Here is a 15,039-nt window from a genome sequence, read left to right as displayed (position 1 = left end):
AACGCTGCGATTCCCGTGATGTCACGGAGGTTGCTGGTCGTCGTAGGTCCAGGTCATCGTGACGGTGGTGCCGGCGACGCTCGTCTCGACCAGTGCCTGATCGGCCAAGGTATGGATCAACGGCAATCCGCGCCCGCCCAGCAGTCCGGAGCGGGGAACCGGTTGCCACTGGCCGTGGTCGCGGATGGTGATAGTGACGGAGCCGCGGGTCCGGCAGGCGTGCAGGGTGAAGGTGCCGTCGCGGTCGGGGTAGGCGTGGACGACGACGTTGGCCATCGCCTCGTACACCGCCAGCAGCAGGTCCTGGACTCGCCGGGGCGGCAAGCCGATGCCGGCAGCCCATGCGGCGAGCTGGTCCCGCAGCTGCCCCAGCTGGGCCGCCTCGGCTGGCACGTCCTCGTGCTGCAGATCCGGGGCAAGGACGGTGTCGTCAGCAGGTGAGTCCACGGCGGAGGTCATCGCCGTCGGTCTGCAGCGAGCGCGTCCACCGTGCTCGTGTACACCGGCAGGAGCCGATGCATCCCGGTCAAGGTGATCGCACGGTGCGCCAGGCTCTCCTCGACCACGACGACCCGCACGATGGTGTCCCGGCCGCCGTCGGCGTGCGCTCGCGCCAGCACCGACAGGCCGGAGGAGTCGAGGAAGGTCACCGCGGTCAAATCGATCACGAGCACCGGCGGCTGCCTGGTGAGAGCGGCGGTGACCGCGTCGGTCAGCTGCTCGGCGGTGAGCAGATCGACTTCACCTGCCGCGGCCAGCACCAGTGCCGCCGAGGGCGCTTGTTCGCGCACGGACAGCTGTAGGGCGCCCTCGATCTGGGCCGGGTCGGCGACGTCGTCGGTCACCGGCCCGTATCCGCTCTGCCGACCATCAGCTCAGTCCCTTCTCCGCGCGCACGACGCAGCACAGCTGCCACAGAGGCCGTTCGCTCTTACCCGATCTTGAGCCGAGTCAAACCATAACTTCGACCGCTTGTCGTGCACGCTCGCGATCATGAGCCTCGGGCGCACGGATGCTGTCACCTGGTGCTGACGGCCGGTCTCCGCTGCGCATCTCGTGCGGGCGATTCGGGTGCTCGGATCAGGTCGAGCCCGCGGCTTTCAAGGCCGGGCTGCGGCAGCAGCGTCGGAGGTTGCCGAGCGGAGTTGCTGGGGCTCAGCGCAACCGCGCTACCAGCGACAGCCACTCGTCGGCGTCGGCGCGGTCGGCGTGAATCGGCAGGATGCGGTCGAGCAGGAGCAGTTTGATGGGGCGGACCACGGCGCGCTGGCGGGCGATGACCGCGCAGGCGATTCCCCGTGCGTGGGCGTTGGTGACCGCGTTTACCAGGACTGACAGGCCGCCCGAAGAACAGAACCCGACCCTGCTCAGGTCGATGATCAGCGCGGCGGGCCGCAACGCCTGTTCCTCGTCCAGCCGTTCCTGCAGCCGCGCCGTGCTCGACAGGTCCAGATCGCCGGCGACCGCGACGGTGGCCGCGTCGGCCGTGGTGGTCACCGTGAGGCGGGTGCGTGCGAGAGTGCCGACGTCGATGTCACGGTGGCTGCGGGGTGCGGCGGTGGCGGGCATGTCAGGGGCCTCCTCGTCGACGCGGGAAGGCCCGGCGCGCCGCGCCTCCCCGTGGTGCCGGGCTGCCAGGGGGGCAGGCCGAACAGGGTTCGGTGGCGGCTGCTGGTCTCAACCGCGGCGTCGCACCGCCCACGTCCCGTCCCGAGTCGGCAAGGGCGGTGAAGCGCCACGGCCCGGACGTTGCGCAGGGCACTGGCCGGGCCAGCCACATACTGCCCAGCCGGTCGCTCACTCAATCGGTTATCGCATCACATGCCGCGGGTGAAACTCTGCTCCGCCGGCTCGGCGGCTGCGTCGAAGGCTGATCCGAGGGAACACGCGACGGATAGGACGCGGCGGCCTGCCGAAATGACCCTTGTTGTCCGGCACCGCCCCGACGGTGCGGCGTGGTCATCCCGGCAGGCCGCCGCCTGTCCCCGAGTCCCCACCCGAGTACTGAGGACCTACCCACGCAACCGGGGCACTCAACCGTCCCGGCGCACATTCGTCGAGAACCCGTAGCGTGGTCACATATCCGGGACGCAGGTCCAGCTCATTTCGACGACCGTGCCGGCCGGGGCGGTGGTGAAGGCGCTCTCGTCGGCCAGGTGTGGATCAGCGGCAACCCGCGCCCGTGTAGCAGCCTCGGCACGGGGCAGGGTGCCAGTGACCTCGGTGGGTGACCGTGACGATGACCCGGCCGCCGTTCCGGCGGGCGTGCAGGTCGAGGGTGCCGGGCTCGCCGGGATCGGCGCGGCTCGACGACGTTGGCCAGCGCCTCGTAGACCGCGAGCGCCCGATTCTGGATTCGTCCCGCGAGCAGACCTGCGACCCGACCCACGCGGTGAGCTGGCGGCGACGCTGATTCAGCAACGGGGCGTCGTGCGCCCCCTACGCAGGCCAGGTCCGCGACCGCCGCAGGGGGAGCCGGATCCGGCGATACCTGGCCTCCCTCGTCAAGTCCCGTCGGACGCCGACATCACTGGCCGCTCCCGGAGGGACTCGCGTCGCCGAGCTCGGGCGGCGACTTGGCGGGGTGCTCAGGCAGGAGAGCGTCGGCGAGCGTGGCGAACACCGGCATGAGCCGGTCGGCGCCGGTGATGGCCATCGGCCGGGCGGCAACCGAGGTCGCCACCACGCGGACCGCGGTCGCGGACCCGGCTCTGCTCTGCAGGTCGAACAGGACAGCCAAACCGGCCGAAGAGAAGAAGGTCACCGCGGTCAAATCGACGATCAGCACAGCAGGTGCCTCGGCCAGCGCAGCGGTGACCGCGTCGTTCAGTTCGGGCGCAGTGACCAGGTCGACCTCACCGCCGACGCTGAGCACCAGCGCAGCCTCGACGTGCCGCAGCGACACCGACACGGCGGACGAGGACGCCGCGGGAAAGCCGCCGGCCTCCGACTCGCGGAAAGTCACCGACACATCATGCCCGTTTCCGCCCATCGGCCTGGCCGTAGCCCGTTCGGCTCCGCCCGATGAGGACCGACCCGTCGGGGTCGCGTCGGCTGCAGGAGCGGTGCGGGGTGACTGGGTGTCCGGGCAGCGGGGATAAGCCGGCGTGGAGGTCTATCAGCTGGGGCAGCAGCCCGAGCCATGCCACGGCTTCGGCCGCGCTGTGGTGAAGCGGCAAGACCTGCTCCAAGCCGAGGACGGTGATTGGCCGCAGCAACGTCTGCTGCCGGCCGACGACCGCGAACGGTACCCCGGCGATCTCAGCATCAGCGACAGCCTCAACCAGGACCGTCACCCCGCGTGCGGCGCAGAACCTGACCGCTGACGCGTCCACCACCAGCGCACGCGGCCGAAGACCAACCTCCCGCCCGAGCAGAGCAACCAGGTCGCCAGTGACCGTAAAGTCCAGTTCGCCGAGCACAGTGACCACGCTCGCCTCGGCCGTCCTGGTCACCCCGAACGACGCCGCCGGTGAGTACACCCATCGGCGCCGCGGCCGGGGGACGAACTCTGAGGACAAGGTCAGGGCCTCCTTGGACCAACCGTGAGGCCGAACCGCCGGTGCACGAGTCCAGCCCCCGCGCGCCTCCGCGGGGCAGGCGAGTTACGGGCGCGACGGTTCCAGGGCTGAACCGCAGCCCCATGGACGGTACAACCGACAACCAAACGCTGCAGCTCCCCCACAGACTTGTTCACGCTATGAACCGGACGAAATCGGCAGGACGAGGCGACCCCGCCGGCTTCGCCGCGGCAGCACATGCACTGCGCACCCGCTCATATCCCACCGGAAACTCCGCCTCGAAGCGGAGACAACCGATCGTGTCGACTTCCGCCACCGAATGGTGACTGACTGATCCATACGCACCGCGACGTGGGGAACCACGCTTTCGACGTGAAAAAGACTGCTGTTCAGCCGAACGTCGTGTTCAAGCCTCGCCGCCGAGCCTCCTCCAGCACCACCGCGATCGCCTGCTGGTCGAGACCGGCTAACTCGCCGGGCTGCTCGGCGTGGCTGCCGGCCGCGACGATGACTGCGGCCACGTCGTGCACCTTCACGTTGGCGTGCTGGGATATCTCCCGCAACGCGATGAACGCATCGTCAGAGGTGCAGGCCCGCACCAACATGATCATTCCCTTTGCCTGCTCGATCACCGGCTGCGTCGCCAGCGCTTCCTTCAACTGCTCCACCTCGACGGCCGGATCGCCCGGTTCCCTCCATGACGTCACGGCCAAATTTCACACCACTCGCGCGACTAGCTTCAACGCCGGGGACCGCAAGCGCGAAGGCGACGCGCTCGGCCGCCATCGCTGCCCGCGGCGTAGCTGCCGGAGCCAGAGACGTGCACGAGCGTCCAGGTGGTTGCCTCAGGGGCGGCTTCGCAACGAAGCGATGAGCAAGCGATACACGTCGCCGTAAGGGTGTAACAGCCTTAGGTGGGGGTAAACGCGGCGTCGCGGGTGGTTAAGCAGTCAGCCATCTGCACCCGCCGCGCTGCCCCGAGTGCAGCAACGTTGCTCGGCGCAGCGTGGTGCATCACGCCCGTCGGGTGGAGAGCCTTTCGACGGTGGTGCGTGGATGGCCACATCGACGGCCGGCCCGGTCGAGTAGGGGCACATTTCCAGGCATCGCGAAGCAGGATGTCGATGCCACCTTGCCTTGCGGAGGATAGCGACGACCACGCAGCTCGAGGCGGGTTGTCTTTCGCACTCGGCGGGGCGGGTTATGACAGCGGCTGCGCGACCCGATGATCAAGCCAGCGTTCAGTGAGACGGGCTGCCGGGCGCACAGTGTTGCCCGGCAGACCTGGCCGCCTGGCAGCAGGTCGGGGGGATACCCGCGTCGCCGGACGACGTGTACCGAGAATGGCGGTGACATGGGGTAACGACCAGAGTCGAACGGCTCTGGTCGCAGGGTGCGACAGCAGGGTCCGACGTCGAGCCCCGCGGACCGGTCCACGAGGACAGATCGGCGCCCACATCCGCATCACCTCCAACAGATGAATTCTGCGCCACCCAGGTGGCTGTCACGGCGAGTAGTGCAACTGCGTCATGCCTGATCTGCGGCCCGTCAATAGCGTTCTGGGACGCCGAAATCCCGGGAGGCGCACGTGCCTCAGCCGGGGCAGGCCGCCGCCCGATGAGCCTGGTCCCCGTCCTGCTCGTGGACCAGTCGCCGCTGGTGCGGGCCTCGCTGCGCGACGTGCTCGCTGCCGAGCCCGACATCGATGTTGTCGCCGACACCGGAGACGGCGCTGCGGCCATTCGGCTGGCCACTTGGCATCGGCCGTCGGTCGCGGTGTTCGACGCTCAGCTCGAGGGCCAACCGCTGCGCGCGGCGCCTGTTCCATCAACATCAATCCCGTGTCGGGATTGTCGCTTTCTCTGGCCGCGATCTGCAGCTCTCGGCAGAGCAGCTCAAGAGCATGGGGATCACCGAGCTGCTGATCAAAGGCGGCCACATCCAACTGGTCCTCGACGCGGTCCGCCGAGCTGCACGCAACGCCGACCTTCCCTAGCGCCAAACGGCCTCGCGTGAACAATCGACTCGGTGGCCGCGTCGGCGTGCGCCCAAGGACAGTCGTGACCGCGCCGACCGATGTGGCCGAGTGCGACGGGCGACGGATTCCGCCTCGGCACGAACGGGCAACCGGGCCTACTGCGGGAAAGTCAACCGGAAGGTTGAGCGGACAACGGCGCAGGTCGCCGCCAGTGTCTCGCAGAAGCCCTCGGCCCGGCCGTAACTAGCTCCGTCCGCGTGACGACCTACACAATGGGAAGGAGCACACCACTGTCAGCCGCCCACAGGAAGCGCACCCCGATGGCTGAACCGCCACGCCGGGTGATCCTACGAGCCCAGCGCCGCAGCGTTACCCTCGACGCCCCCTTGACTCCCCCAGCTCGCAACCAGAACACCAACCACGCCGCCGGCGAGCAACACGAGCAGCGCCAACTCACTTACACCGGAATCCTGCTGACCCGGCTACGCGGCGATGTGCCGGACACCGAAGTATGGCTGCCAATGGGAGACCATCCCACCTTCGCCGACGACGAGAAGCTGATAACGGCCTTACGCGAAGCTTGGCGCTGGGCCACCACAGCCCCCCGACCTCGTTGACGCCGACGACCGCGGCGGCGGATGGCTGATCGAGCCCTATTGACCCTGCAGAAGAGCGCAATCGGCTGCAGGCCAGCCAATCTAGTCGTCGCTACTCGGCCGATCATCTAGCAGGTCAGCGGCGTGCATGTTCAGCGCGCGAGCTAGACGCCACAACGTCAGCACGGTGACGTTGGTGGCCCCGTGCTCCGCGCGCGAGATGTAGCCGCGATCCACCCCGCTGAGGTCAGCGAGCTCTCCTTGAGTCAGATCCGCCCTTCGACGGGCAGCACGAAGACGCAGCCCCATCGCGGCGAGGTGCTGCTCTAGCTCGTGATCGGGCGACTCGTCCGTGCGCTGCGTCATTGGCCGGGAAGCCTACCGGGCCAGATACTCACCCTCACAATGTCGACTATCTTGCACAAATTGTCGAACATAACCTACATTCCGATGTGTGACACCTTCACCGCCTGTTGCCTCGATCGCGTTATCCGGTCACCGGATGAGCCTCAGCCTGCGCACCGAGTGGCGCTACCCGCTGGCCGTGACCAACTGCTCAACCCACGCCGACTTCTACCTACGGTCCGTCATCGGCGCCGTCCCCACCGCGTCGGACGCCAATTCGACGCGGAGGGCCTGGCCCTACGAGGGCGCTACCTGCGCCCGCTCCGCCTGGACACGGCTGGTAAATATCCTGGCCAGAGGCCCTGGCGGTGTCTCATGACCACCGCCCACGTCCCCCGCGCCGCGATCCTCAGCCCCGTCGCCACCGGCGTCACCGTCGCCGTCCTCGCGCTCAACCTCCGGCCCGCGGTCACGAGCATGGGAGCGTTGCTCACCCGCATCGAGACCGCGGCCGATCTGTCTCCCGTCCTCGCCGCCACACTGGTCTCGCTGCCGACCTGGTGCTTCGCGGTCGGCGGCTGGGCCGCGTGGCGGCTGCGGGCCCGGTTCGGCATCCGCGGCGTCATCACCGCCGCGCTCGCCGTCTTGACCCTCTCGCTGGTCGCCCGGACCCTGCCCGGCGACGTCGCGATCCTCGCCGGCACGACTGCTGCGTGCCTGGCGATCGCGGTCCTCGGAGCCCTCCTGCCCGTCATCGTTCGCACCGCGACCCCGAGCTCCGCTGCCTGCTACACCGCCTGCCTCGGAGCCGGATCAGCGCTCGGCGCGCTGCTCACTCCGACCGCTCTGGCCTGGCAGGTCGGGCTCGGCTGCTGGGCGATCCTCGCCGCGGTCGCACTCGTCATCTGGATCGGCAGCAGCCGCCACCTCACCGCACTGGCCGGATCGGCGCGAGCTGTTCGGGTCAGCCCGCGAACCCTCTTCCCCCGCGGCACCGTCGCCACCTTGACGGTCCATTTCGGACTGCTGTCGGCGGTGACTTTCGTGCTCATGGGTCGGCTCGCGGCGATCCTGCACGCCGCCGGGCTCACCCCGGCCGAATCCGAGCTCCACTTCGCCGCCGCCATGGTGCTCGGCGTCCCGGTCTCCCTCGCCGTCCCCTACCTCACCCGCCGCGTCCCCCACACCCCGCTCGCCATCTCGTTCGCTGGAGCCAGCATCACCGGACTCACCGGCCTGATGATCAGCCCTGCCAGCGTCACGTGGCTCTGGACCGGACTACTCGGCGTCGGCCTCGGCGCTCTCGGGCTCGCCCTGGTCGACCTGGGACGCCGCACCCGCGGCGACCCCGACACCACCGCCGCCCTGTCTTCGGTCGTCCAAGGCCTCGGCTACACCCTCGCCGGCGTTCTGGCCCTCGGCATCGGCCTGCTCGAAACCGCCACTGGCACTTGGACGTGGCCGCTGTTTGCCCTCGTCGTCGCACTTGTCGGCCAGGCCATGACCGGAACCACCATCGGCGACGTCCGCACCACCCCGACCTCCAAGGAGGTCCCCCGATGACCGTGATCAACCTCTACTGGGCCCTCCGAGCAGACGGCGATCGCAGAGCCGGGCTGATGATCGAAGCGGCCCGCAATACCGACCGCGACACCCTGGACATCATCCGCGGCTGGGTCGAACAGCTCGCCGCCCAGGCCGTCCTCCACGCCGGCACCACCATCACCGTCCACGGCGACACCGCGACGATCCGCCAACCCCGCCAGCCCGAGCCCGAGCTCACGCTGAACTTCCAGGACTGGATCATCCACGCCGCCGACCGCCTACTCGTCGTCGACGACGACGTCTTCCACGCGGACTACAGCGCCACGCCGCCCATCCACATCTGACCCACCCGCTTCCCCGTCATTCCACAACGGAGCATGAGCGTGCTCAATGTAAACACACGTTCGTCGCCGCGAGCCCGGGTCCCTTTTGCGCCGAATCAGCAGTCAGCGTCCAGTCAAAGCCGGCATGGCTGGGTACGGCCAGCCCTGGAGCCCGAACCGCTCGTCACGACGGTAGAGCTCCACACCGGCGTGGGTGTATGGGACGGTGCTGTCCGGCAGCGAATCTTTCGGGAACCATGCGATCTGCGAGCACTTGTGCGGCTCAGCGTTGCGCGGTTCTCCCCGCCATCGTCGAGCACGGAAGAAGAACCCGACCCTGGCCTGCCCTTCAGGGTTGAGGTAGTGAACGGACGTGACCATTTCCAGGTCATCGCGGTCTACTTCGACGTCGATCTCTTCCTTGGCTTCGCGGATGATGGCAGCGACCATGTCCTCACCATCTTCGAGCTTGCCCGAAGGCAAATTCCACTGGCCATCGGCGTATCCGGTACCAGCGCGCTGGGCGAGCAGGACCTGCTCGTCACGTTCCAGGATGATCAGGACGTCAACGAAGCTGGTGTAAGGCACGGCGAGTCTTCCTGGGCTATTCGGCGGCGTTGAAGGCCACAGGCTATCCCGCGAGGACGAGGCCAGTGTCGGCGGCTCGCCGGGCAATCCATGCGACCCGCTGCTCCGTCTCAAGTCCTACCGGAACGTCGATCACGGGAACTCCAAGCTGGTCGTACAGCGCGCGCAGAGTAGTGGCCGCGGTGTCCTGCATGCCGGCGACCTTGGCGCGGAAGGCGTCGCTGGGCTGGCTGTACTGGTCATGGGTGAAGAACACGACGTCGTAGGTCGGCGCCCATGCCCGGCAGAAGTGCTCCATGGCATCGAGGACCGTAGCGTCCAGGCTGCCGGGGGCGATGTCGAGCAACATCCTGGCGTAGGCGAGCACGTTGATGATCGTCTTGTCGGCGATGAGCAGCTGGTGGTTGCGCGCGGTGCGCAGCTGGAGTTGAAGGTGCGCGGCGAACACGTCGACTTCCGCGGCCAGGTCGAAGGCGCCGCGTCCGTGAATGACGATTTCTTCCATGAACGGGCTGGATCGCGCCGGCTCGTCCATCGTGGCAACGTTCACGCCTTGGCGGCGAAAATGGGCCATCAGGGCGTGGATCAAGGTTGTTTTGCCGGAGGCGTGGGTGCCGTCGACAGCTGCGACCCGACATTCGCGAATCGGCATGGTCCTCTCACAGCAGGTCGGTGAAGGTGCGGTGGCCGAGCCAGGAGAACGCCCCGTCAAGTCCGGTGGCGAGTATCTGGTTGACGTTGAGGGTGCCGTTCCAGCTGACGTGGCCGGTCGCGCGCAGGGCGACCAGGGCCGTGGAGAGGCTATGGCGGAGATTGAGGACGCTGACGCGCTCGCGAGCCTCGTCGGAGCGCTGTTCGAGGTAGGCGCGGTGCAGGGCGGTCATGGAGGTGCCGCGCAGTTCGGGTTGGGTGACGTCGAGGTTCAGCTCGGTGCAGACGTCGACGAGCCGGCGGGACGTGCAGGTCAGGACATGGTCGGTGTCGTAGCGGGTGTCGATGACTCGGCGGTCGTCGAGAGCACCAGAGCGGCGGTCGAGCCAGCGTGCACGGGCTGCGGCGATGTCCGGTAACGGGGCGACGCTGGCGTTGGTCAGGACACCCAGGTCACTGGTGAACTGGTGGCCGGTCACGCGGTCGGCGGATGCGAAGGCGGTACGGACCGCGGCGTTGGCCGAGGCCAGCAGTTCGGCCGTCTCTTCAGGGTCTTCGAGGTAGACACTGGTGAAGGAAAACGGGAGATCTACCAGATTCGTAGTGGTTGTGCCGCGGGGGATCGCGACATAGACGACCGAGTAGCAGAACGGCTTGTTCCCGTTCTTGATGCGGTAGTTCTTGGTCCACTCGACGTCGATGGATGCCCACAGCGTCGTCCCGGCGGGACGACGGGGTGCCCGGCCCTTCCTACCCGCGATGTTGGTGCTGACAAACACGTCCGCTCCTTCGCGGTGTCGAGGTGATGGCCCGGCCATTGTGCTGCCAGGCCACCACCACGAGCGAGTCAGGGGGCTGGGACGCTCGGAGGCGCGGTGGCCAGCTCGTCGAACTGGTCCCAGGCCGCACTCAGGACCAGCTCGTCGAGGTCGATCGGGCTGGTCCAGTCGTATCTACCGGCGGCCCGGGCCGCTATCAACGCGATCGCCAGCGTCCGCGTCAGCGCGCGCCGAGCCATGTCGGCAGGCGAGGCACGGCCGTCCGGGGCGGCGATCGACCCGGACTTCAGCGCGACACGATCGCAGGTAGCGATCAGATCGGTCTCCTGAGCCTGGCCGAGGTCGTGGGCAGTGTCCAGCATCCGAGCCGTGCCACGCCCCTTCACCGATCGGTTCGCCCAGTGCTGGCGCACCGTGTCGACGCCGGGCAACCGTCGTTGGTCGCTCGCGAAACTGGCCAGCCTCGCGAGGTCGGGATCGAGGTTGTGCCCGGCAAGCGTCTTGGCCTGCCGACGGCATGCCACGAGGATGTTGTCCAGCCGATGCACGATCTCGGTCTGTGAGTCCGGTTCTTGTCTGCTTAGCACCTCGAAGCCGAAGTTGAGGTGCCGGCCGTCCAAGCTGAGCGTGCGGGTGCTGACCGTAGTCAAGTAGACCGCGCACGCCCAGGCGGGAAGGTGGACGTCGCCGGTCCAGCCCATTGCGAGAGTCGCGAGAATAGGCCGGTCCTTCCCGAACGGGCGTTGCCCGGCACCGAACGGTGTCGTCTGTCGGGCGATGTTGCTGGTGCTACGCATCACTGCCGCCACGTAGCGTGGTGTGGATGCTGGTGCCGAGGTACTTCGAAACGTGGTTACGTTTGAACCGGTAGCGGTTCCAGATCTCGCTGACCGGTTCCTCCAGCACGTTTCCCAGCGGCTCGAACAGGTCGGGTGCATCGTAGACGGGCCACGCGTTGGCCTTGCCGGTCGGCTCGATGCAGATCATGTGCCCTTCGGTCTCCGGCGTCCATGCGGTCAGTCGCAGCGCCGGCCGCCACGCGAAGGTCGAAGCGAGCCCGACCAGCTCGTTGAACTTCGCTTCAGCCTCGGTATTGCTGATGAACTCGTGCTCGTCGAGGTCGAGGGCATTGCCCTTGCGCAGCGGCATGATGAGCTTGAGCTTGCCTGCGTCGAGGGTATCGGCGATCTGGTAGGTGAACGGTAGGCCGTGCAGATCCGAACGCAGCACGACGCACGAGAGCGAGAGGGGGAGCCCGTGCTCCTGGAATACGCGGATTCCCGCCATGACCTTGTCGTAGTCACCGCGGACTCGTTGAGTAATCGAACGTGGTCCTTCCAATCCAACGTTGACGTAGGCGACCTTGCCGGCGAGCCGCTTGGCGTGCTGCAAGGCTCGCGTGGCGTTCGTCGGGATGCCGAGGATGAAGTCGTCGGAGTACATGTCGACCACGTCGCCGAAGTCCCTGCGCATCAGGGGTTCTCCGCCAGACAGGAACACTCGCTTGACGCCGGCCAGGTTGGTGCGCATGGTGTCTAGCTGATCGAGTGTGGGGTCGGGCAACTGCAGGATCTCCGAGCAGAAATCGCAGTCGAAGTCGCAACGCTTGGTCACCTGCAGGATGACCGAGAGTGGAGCGTGAAGGCTCCCGACGAGATCATCGACGGAGGTACTACCGTTCAGTTGGAAATGATGCCCCCGCGTGAAGACTACCGGACCGGACGGCGCTGAAGAGCGCGACATCACAGTGGGCATTCCAAGTTCGGTCACGCTGACTCCTCTTGTATCCAAGTTAAGGCATCAGAGGCGCTTGCTCTGGTAGCCCCTCGTCGATCGAACCTTGAGCGTCAGCGGAGGGGCTACCGCCCAGAGACCGTCCACGGACCGTCCGTTTCAAGCGAACGTCGCGTCCGGCCGCTCAAGCTCCTACCTTCGGGTGAAGGCCAGCGGGCCGCTCGGAGGAGGACGTTGTGGAGACACGTCGATCGTCGAGGGCACAGCGCCGAACGGGTCTCGGGCTGACTGGCGGCGGCCCGTCGGAAAAAGTTTCGTACTCGCGGGTTTCGTTGACCAATACCTCGCCCCACGTCGAGGAAGACCGCTTCAACAATGGCCACGTGAAGAGCCGTCCTACTTACCCGTAGGTCGCTGTCTTGGCACCTGACGGGCAAATCCGATAACGCGTGCTGCTTCAAGGACGCCCAGTGGGCGGGTTGTGGACGGTACCTCGGGACGATCTTGACGAGTTGACTATGTGTCTCGGTTCACCACCTTCATAGAAAGTCTCCACATGCCGAACATACGGCGCTCGACCTTTCAATGGGCGAAAGTATTGCGTGACGCTGTACCGGAGATGGCTGGCGGAGTCCTTCGCGCTTGCACTCGGGACGCAGCCCTGAGTTTCCCCTTTGTCGACTAGCTGACCAAATCTCTGGACCATTTTGATGACTGGATCCGAACGATCGCCGGATCAGCCGGGCGCACCGCCGATCAAACTGCTCAGCCTGATCACCGATGCGTACACGGCTGCGTTGATTCGGCTTGCCTATGCCGAGCGTGACCAGCATGACTGGACGTCATACAGGCAGCTCGGCTACGACTTGGTCGGAACCGGAGCGCGGGTCCTCATCCACTCCTACGCGCGTCGCGACCAGTCGGCCGGTGACGCTCGAGAGGTTGCGGCGGAGGTGGCCGATGAGTTACGGACCACCCTTCGCCTGGCCGAACAGGTCGCGAGCAACCCGACGAGGGCCGATTCGATGGCGATGGAAATCGAGGCATTGGCCGAGGATTGCGCGCAGACCGCCGGGCGGCTGTACCGACTTTCGGCGGCGTTGTCCCCAGCGGTCATCGCTGAGGTCAACCCGCTCGGCGCGAACCACGACGACACCACCAACGACGAGGACGGCGGCGGACGTTCGGACGGTAACCCCACGTGAGGAACTGCACCGAGGTTCAGGCCGATCAGCGGCATGCGAATCCAAGAGCCAGCCGGAAGAAGACGGGAGCTGCTCTCACGGCCACGCCGAGTACGAGGAAGCGACCGGCACAACCGTCCGTCTCGGAGCGTAATCACCGCTGCGAGCGAGGGGCCTTGTCATGATCACGGCCTTAGCCAGTCGGCCGAGCGCGACCGTTCTGCGGTCGCCGTCCAGCAACTATCCGCGGATCCACCGCGTCCATGGCGCTACGTTCGACGTCACCGGTGTGCTGGCACCGGCGTGCGCGTCAGCGGAGTGCCGCCGTGACGTCATCAATGCCGCGCGGTCCCGCCGCCCTCGCTACCGCGACACCTCAGCCGCTGTGACTTGCGAGAAACTTCGATGCAGCGAGGGCAACGCCGGTGCCGAGCCGCCAGGCGATGCGACCGAGTCTGCGGCTACCGCGGAGCCGTCATGCCAGTGACCGACGGCGCGAGATCCGAGACCTACTGGTGGAGCACCGCACGCGCGCGCCCGCTGCACGACTATCTCGACTCGCGCACACCCACGGCCCGACTGCGGCATTGGCCAACTCGCGATCCCGACCCCCCGTACACCATCTACCCGCTCCAGGAAGCCTTGGATGATCCTTATGATCACGACCGTTACCGGCGAGCCAGCCCTCGCCGTGGGCTCGCCGCGTGGTCCGGAAACCAGGCGAAGGCGCGAGCACTGATCACACGGGAGAAGGCGACCCCATCGATTATCCCGCCTCCAGCTCGCCGACGCCGGCCTATTCGACCCAGTTGCGGTCCTCCGAGCGGCCGGTACGTGCTTGAACGCCGCATCGCCTGGGACGCGCGGATGTTCAAGTCGGTGGCGGAAACCGATCCGGATCACATGTTGGAGGCGCTGGCCAACCACGCGATTCAGCTGCTGTGTGTGGAGCGGCTGACGAAGCGTCTCGAGTGGAAAGAAGGATACAAGACCGACCCGGACGGGGCTAAGGCGGACGAGGCCGGGGAAGGGGAGGTGCGGTGATGGACGTGCGGATCGGTCCGGGGCCTCGGCCGCTGGCGGTGTGGCTGCCTGTCCTGCCGGAACTGCGGCTGGGAACGTGGCTGAACAGGGCGTGCGCGATTCACGGTTGGTCGCATCTGGAGCTTTCGCGGCGGTCCGGGGTGTCAGTGGGCACGATCTACGCGATTGCTTACGAGCATCGCCGATCGTGGTCGCTGGTGCATATGGCGGCGTTGGCCGATGCCTTCGGGGTGGACCGCGCGGTGCCTGCGGTGTTGGCGCTGCGGGAGTTCGAGAGGGGTCACGGTGGCTGGTAAGGCGACGTCGTCGGCTGTGCTGAGGGCGTGTGCGGACTGGGTGGTCCTCGGCGGGCCGGATGAGCCGGTGCCGGTGCCGGACACGCGGATGGTCGGTGGCTGGATCCGATGGCGCCGCAAACGCGCGTACCTCCCGCTGAGGGTTGCGGCCAGGCGGATCGGGTTGTCGGCGGGCACGCTCGGAGCCTTGGAGACTGGCCGGCAGGCGCTGACTCAGGTGGAGACCGCGGTGAAGATCGCGGATGGGTTGGGTGTGTCGCGCGAGGAGCTGGTGATCCGCGCGGTGTGGGACTTCCGCAGGCGGGAGGACCAATGAACGGAATGGCGGTGGGCGCTGGTTACGGGAGCAACGTCAGCAGCAGGGCGAGTGCGCGGACACGATAGCCCGGCGGCCGCGCATCTTTAAGTCACACCTGTGGGGCTTGGGAGAACGGGTACCGGGCCTGCGGGACGCA

At 67.2% G+C, this 15,039-nt stretch carries 19 protein-coding genes; 7 read left to right on the top strand and 12 right to left on the bottom strand.

Translation table 11 applies throughout. The features are described from left to right. Positions 1 to 21 precede the first annotated feature (21 nt). The 6 genes from AB0M93_RS11865 to AB0M93_RS11840 all read right to left on the bottom strand — a co-directional run bounded on the left by AB0M93_RS11865 (position 22) and on the right by AB0M93_RS11840 (position 4,189). On the bottom strand, positions 22 to 459 hold the full coding sequence (locus AB0M93_RS11865) for an ATP-binding protein (RefSeq protein WP_364271510.1): 438 nt from the start codon (positions 457 to 459) through the stop codon (positions 22 to 24). After that, on the bottom strand, positions 456 to 845 hold the full coding sequence (locus AB0M93_RS11860; protein WP_364271507.1) for an STAS domain-containing protein: 390 nt from the start codon (positions 843 to 845) through the stop codon (positions 456 to 458). Before AB0M93_RS11860 ends, AB0M93_RS11865 begins: the two co-directional genes overlap by 4 nt. A gap of 310 nt (positions 846 to 1,155) precedes the next feature. Further along, positions 1,156 to 1,569, bottom strand: coding sequence for an STAS domain-containing protein (locus tag AB0M93_RS11855; RefSeq protein ID WP_364271504.1), 414 nt, complete (start codon positions 1,567 to 1,569; stop codon positions 1,156 to 1,158). Positions 1,570 to 2,527: 958 nt separating this feature from the next. Continuing rightward, positions 2,528 to 2,965 (bottom strand): anti-sigma factor antagonist, encoded by a 438-nt coding sequence (locus AB0M93_RS11850; protein ID WP_364271501.1) that lies wholly within the window; start codon positions 2,963 to 2,965, stop codon positions 2,528 to 2,530. A gap of 7 nt (positions 2,966 to 2,972) precedes the next feature. Continuing rightward, positions 2,973 to 3,422, bottom strand: coding sequence for an STAS domain-containing protein (locus tag AB0M93_RS11845; protein ID WP_364271498.1), 450 nt, complete (start codon positions 3,420 to 3,422; stop codon positions 2,973 to 2,975). Positions 3,423 to 3,910: 488 nt separating this feature from the next. Continuing rightward, positions 3,911 to 4,189, bottom strand: a complete 279-nt coding sequence (locus AB0M93_RS11840; protein WP_364272842.1) for an ANTAR domain-containing protein — start codon at positions 4,187 to 4,189, stop codon at positions 3,911 to 3,913. Positions 4,190 to 5,226: 1,037 nt separating this feature from the next. Between AB0M93_RS11840 and AB0M93_RS11835 the strand changes: the two genes are divergently transcribed. Continuing rightward, complete coding sequence (locus AB0M93_RS11835) at positions 5,227 to 5,517, top strand: hypothetical protein (RefSeq protein ID WP_364271495.1); 291 nt, start codon at positions 5,227 to 5,229, stop codon at positions 5,515 to 5,517. 680 nt (positions 5,518 to 6,197) lie between these two features. On the opposite strand, the gene AB0M93_RS11830 is transcribed toward AB0M93_RS11835, so the two are convergent. Then, complete coding sequence (locus tag AB0M93_RS11830) at positions 6,198 to 6,461, bottom strand: helix-turn-helix transcriptional regulator (protein ID WP_364271492.1); 264 nt, start codon at positions 6,459 to 6,461, stop codon at positions 6,198 to 6,200. 354 nt (positions 6,462 to 6,815) lie between these two features. On the opposite strand from AB0M93_RS11830, the gene AB0M93_RS11825 reads away from it, so the two are divergent. Then, complete coding sequence (locus tag AB0M93_RS11825; protein WP_364271489.1) at positions 6,816 to 8,003, top strand: MFS transporter; 1,188 nt, start codon at positions 6,816 to 6,818, stop codon at positions 8,001 to 8,003. Then, positions 8,000 to 8,329, top strand: coding sequence for a hypothetical protein (locus AB0M93_RS11820; protein WP_364271486.1), 330 nt, complete (start codon positions 8,000 to 8,002; stop codon positions 8,327 to 8,329). The genes AB0M93_RS11825 and AB0M93_RS11820 overlap by 4 nt, the downstream gene beginning before the upstream one ends. A gap of 102 nt (positions 8,330 to 8,431) precedes the next feature. Here the strand turns inward: AB0M93_RS11820 and AB0M93_RS11815 are convergent, their stop codons facing one another. The 5 genes from AB0M93_RS11815 to AB0M93_RS11795 all read right to left on the bottom strand — a co-directional run bounded on the left by AB0M93_RS11815 (position 8,432) and on the right by AB0M93_RS11795 (position 12,096). Beyond that, positions 8,432 to 8,896: an NUDIX domain-containing protein gene (locus AB0M93_RS11815; RefSeq protein WP_364271483.1), complete on the bottom strand. Its 465-nt coding sequence runs from the start codon at positions 8,894 to 8,896 to the stop codon at positions 8,432 to 8,434. Between the two features lie 43 nt (positions 8,897 to 8,939). After that, on the bottom strand, positions 8,940 to 9,548 hold the full coding sequence (locus AB0M93_RS11810) for an AAA family ATPase (RefSeq protein ID WP_364271480.1): 609 nt from the start codon (positions 9,546 to 9,548) through the stop codon (positions 8,940 to 8,942). A 7-nt stretch (positions 9,549 to 9,555) separates the two neighbouring features. Continuing rightward, positions 9,556 to 10,326 (bottom strand): hypothetical protein, encoded by a 771-nt coding sequence (locus tag AB0M93_RS11805; RefSeq protein WP_364271477.1) that lies wholly within the window; start codon positions 10,324 to 10,326, stop codon positions 9,556 to 9,558. A 68-nt stretch (positions 10,327 to 10,394) separates the two neighbouring features. Next, positions 10,395 to 11,135 (bottom strand): hypothetical protein, encoded by a 741-nt coding sequence (locus tag AB0M93_RS11800; RefSeq protein ID WP_364271474.1) that lies wholly within the window; start codon positions 11,133 to 11,135, stop codon positions 10,395 to 10,397. Beyond that, positions 11,116 to 12,096 carry a radical SAM protein gene (locus tag AB0M93_RS11795; RefSeq protein ID WP_364271471.1) on the bottom strand — a complete coding sequence of 327 codons (981 nt, stop codon included), beginning with the start codon at positions 12,094 to 12,096 and terminating at the stop codon, positions 11,116 to 11,118. The genes AB0M93_RS11800 and AB0M93_RS11795 overlap by 20 nt, the downstream gene beginning before the upstream one ends. Positions 12,097 to 12,770: 674 nt before the next feature. Here AB0M93_RS11795 and AB0M93_RS11790 point away from each other — a divergent pair. From AB0M93_RS11790 to AB0M93_RS11775, 4 genes are all read left to right on the top strand, one after another. Then, positions 12,771 to 13,265 (top strand): hypothetical protein, encoded by a 495-nt coding sequence (locus tag AB0M93_RS11790; RefSeq protein ID WP_364271468.1) that lies wholly within the window; start codon positions 12,771 to 12,773, stop codon positions 13,263 to 13,265. Positions 13,266 to 14,078: 813 nt separating this feature from the next. After that, the gene (locus AB0M93_RS11785) at positions 14,079 to 14,288 is read left to right on the top strand and encodes a hypothetical protein (protein WP_364271465.1); all 210 of its coding nucleotides are present in this window, start codon (positions 14,079 to 14,081) and stop codon (positions 14,286 to 14,288) included. Next, entirely contained in the window at positions 14,288 to 14,584 is a 297-nt protein-coding gene (locus tag AB0M93_RS11780) for a helix-turn-helix transcriptional regulator (protein ID WP_364271462.1), read from the top strand. Before AB0M93_RS11785 ends, AB0M93_RS11780 begins: the two co-directional genes overlap by 1 nt. 67 nt (positions 14,585 to 14,651) lie before the next feature. Then, on the top strand, positions 14,652 to 14,900 hold the full coding sequence (locus tag AB0M93_RS11775; protein ID WP_364271459.1) for a helix-turn-helix transcriptional regulator: 249 nt from the start codon (positions 14,652 to 14,654) through the stop codon (positions 14,898 to 14,900). The last annotated feature ends 139 nt before the right edge of the window (positions 14,901 to 15,039 follow it).

The sequence above is a fragment of the Amycolatopsis sp. NPDC051102 genome, assembly GCF_040682815.1.
Lineage (GTDB): Bacteria > Actinomycetota > Actinomycetes > Mycobacteriales > Pseudonocardiaceae > Amycolatopsis.
The sequence above is the reverse complement of the archived record's forward strand: the minus strand, read 5'-3'. Positions and strand labels throughout refer to the sequence as shown.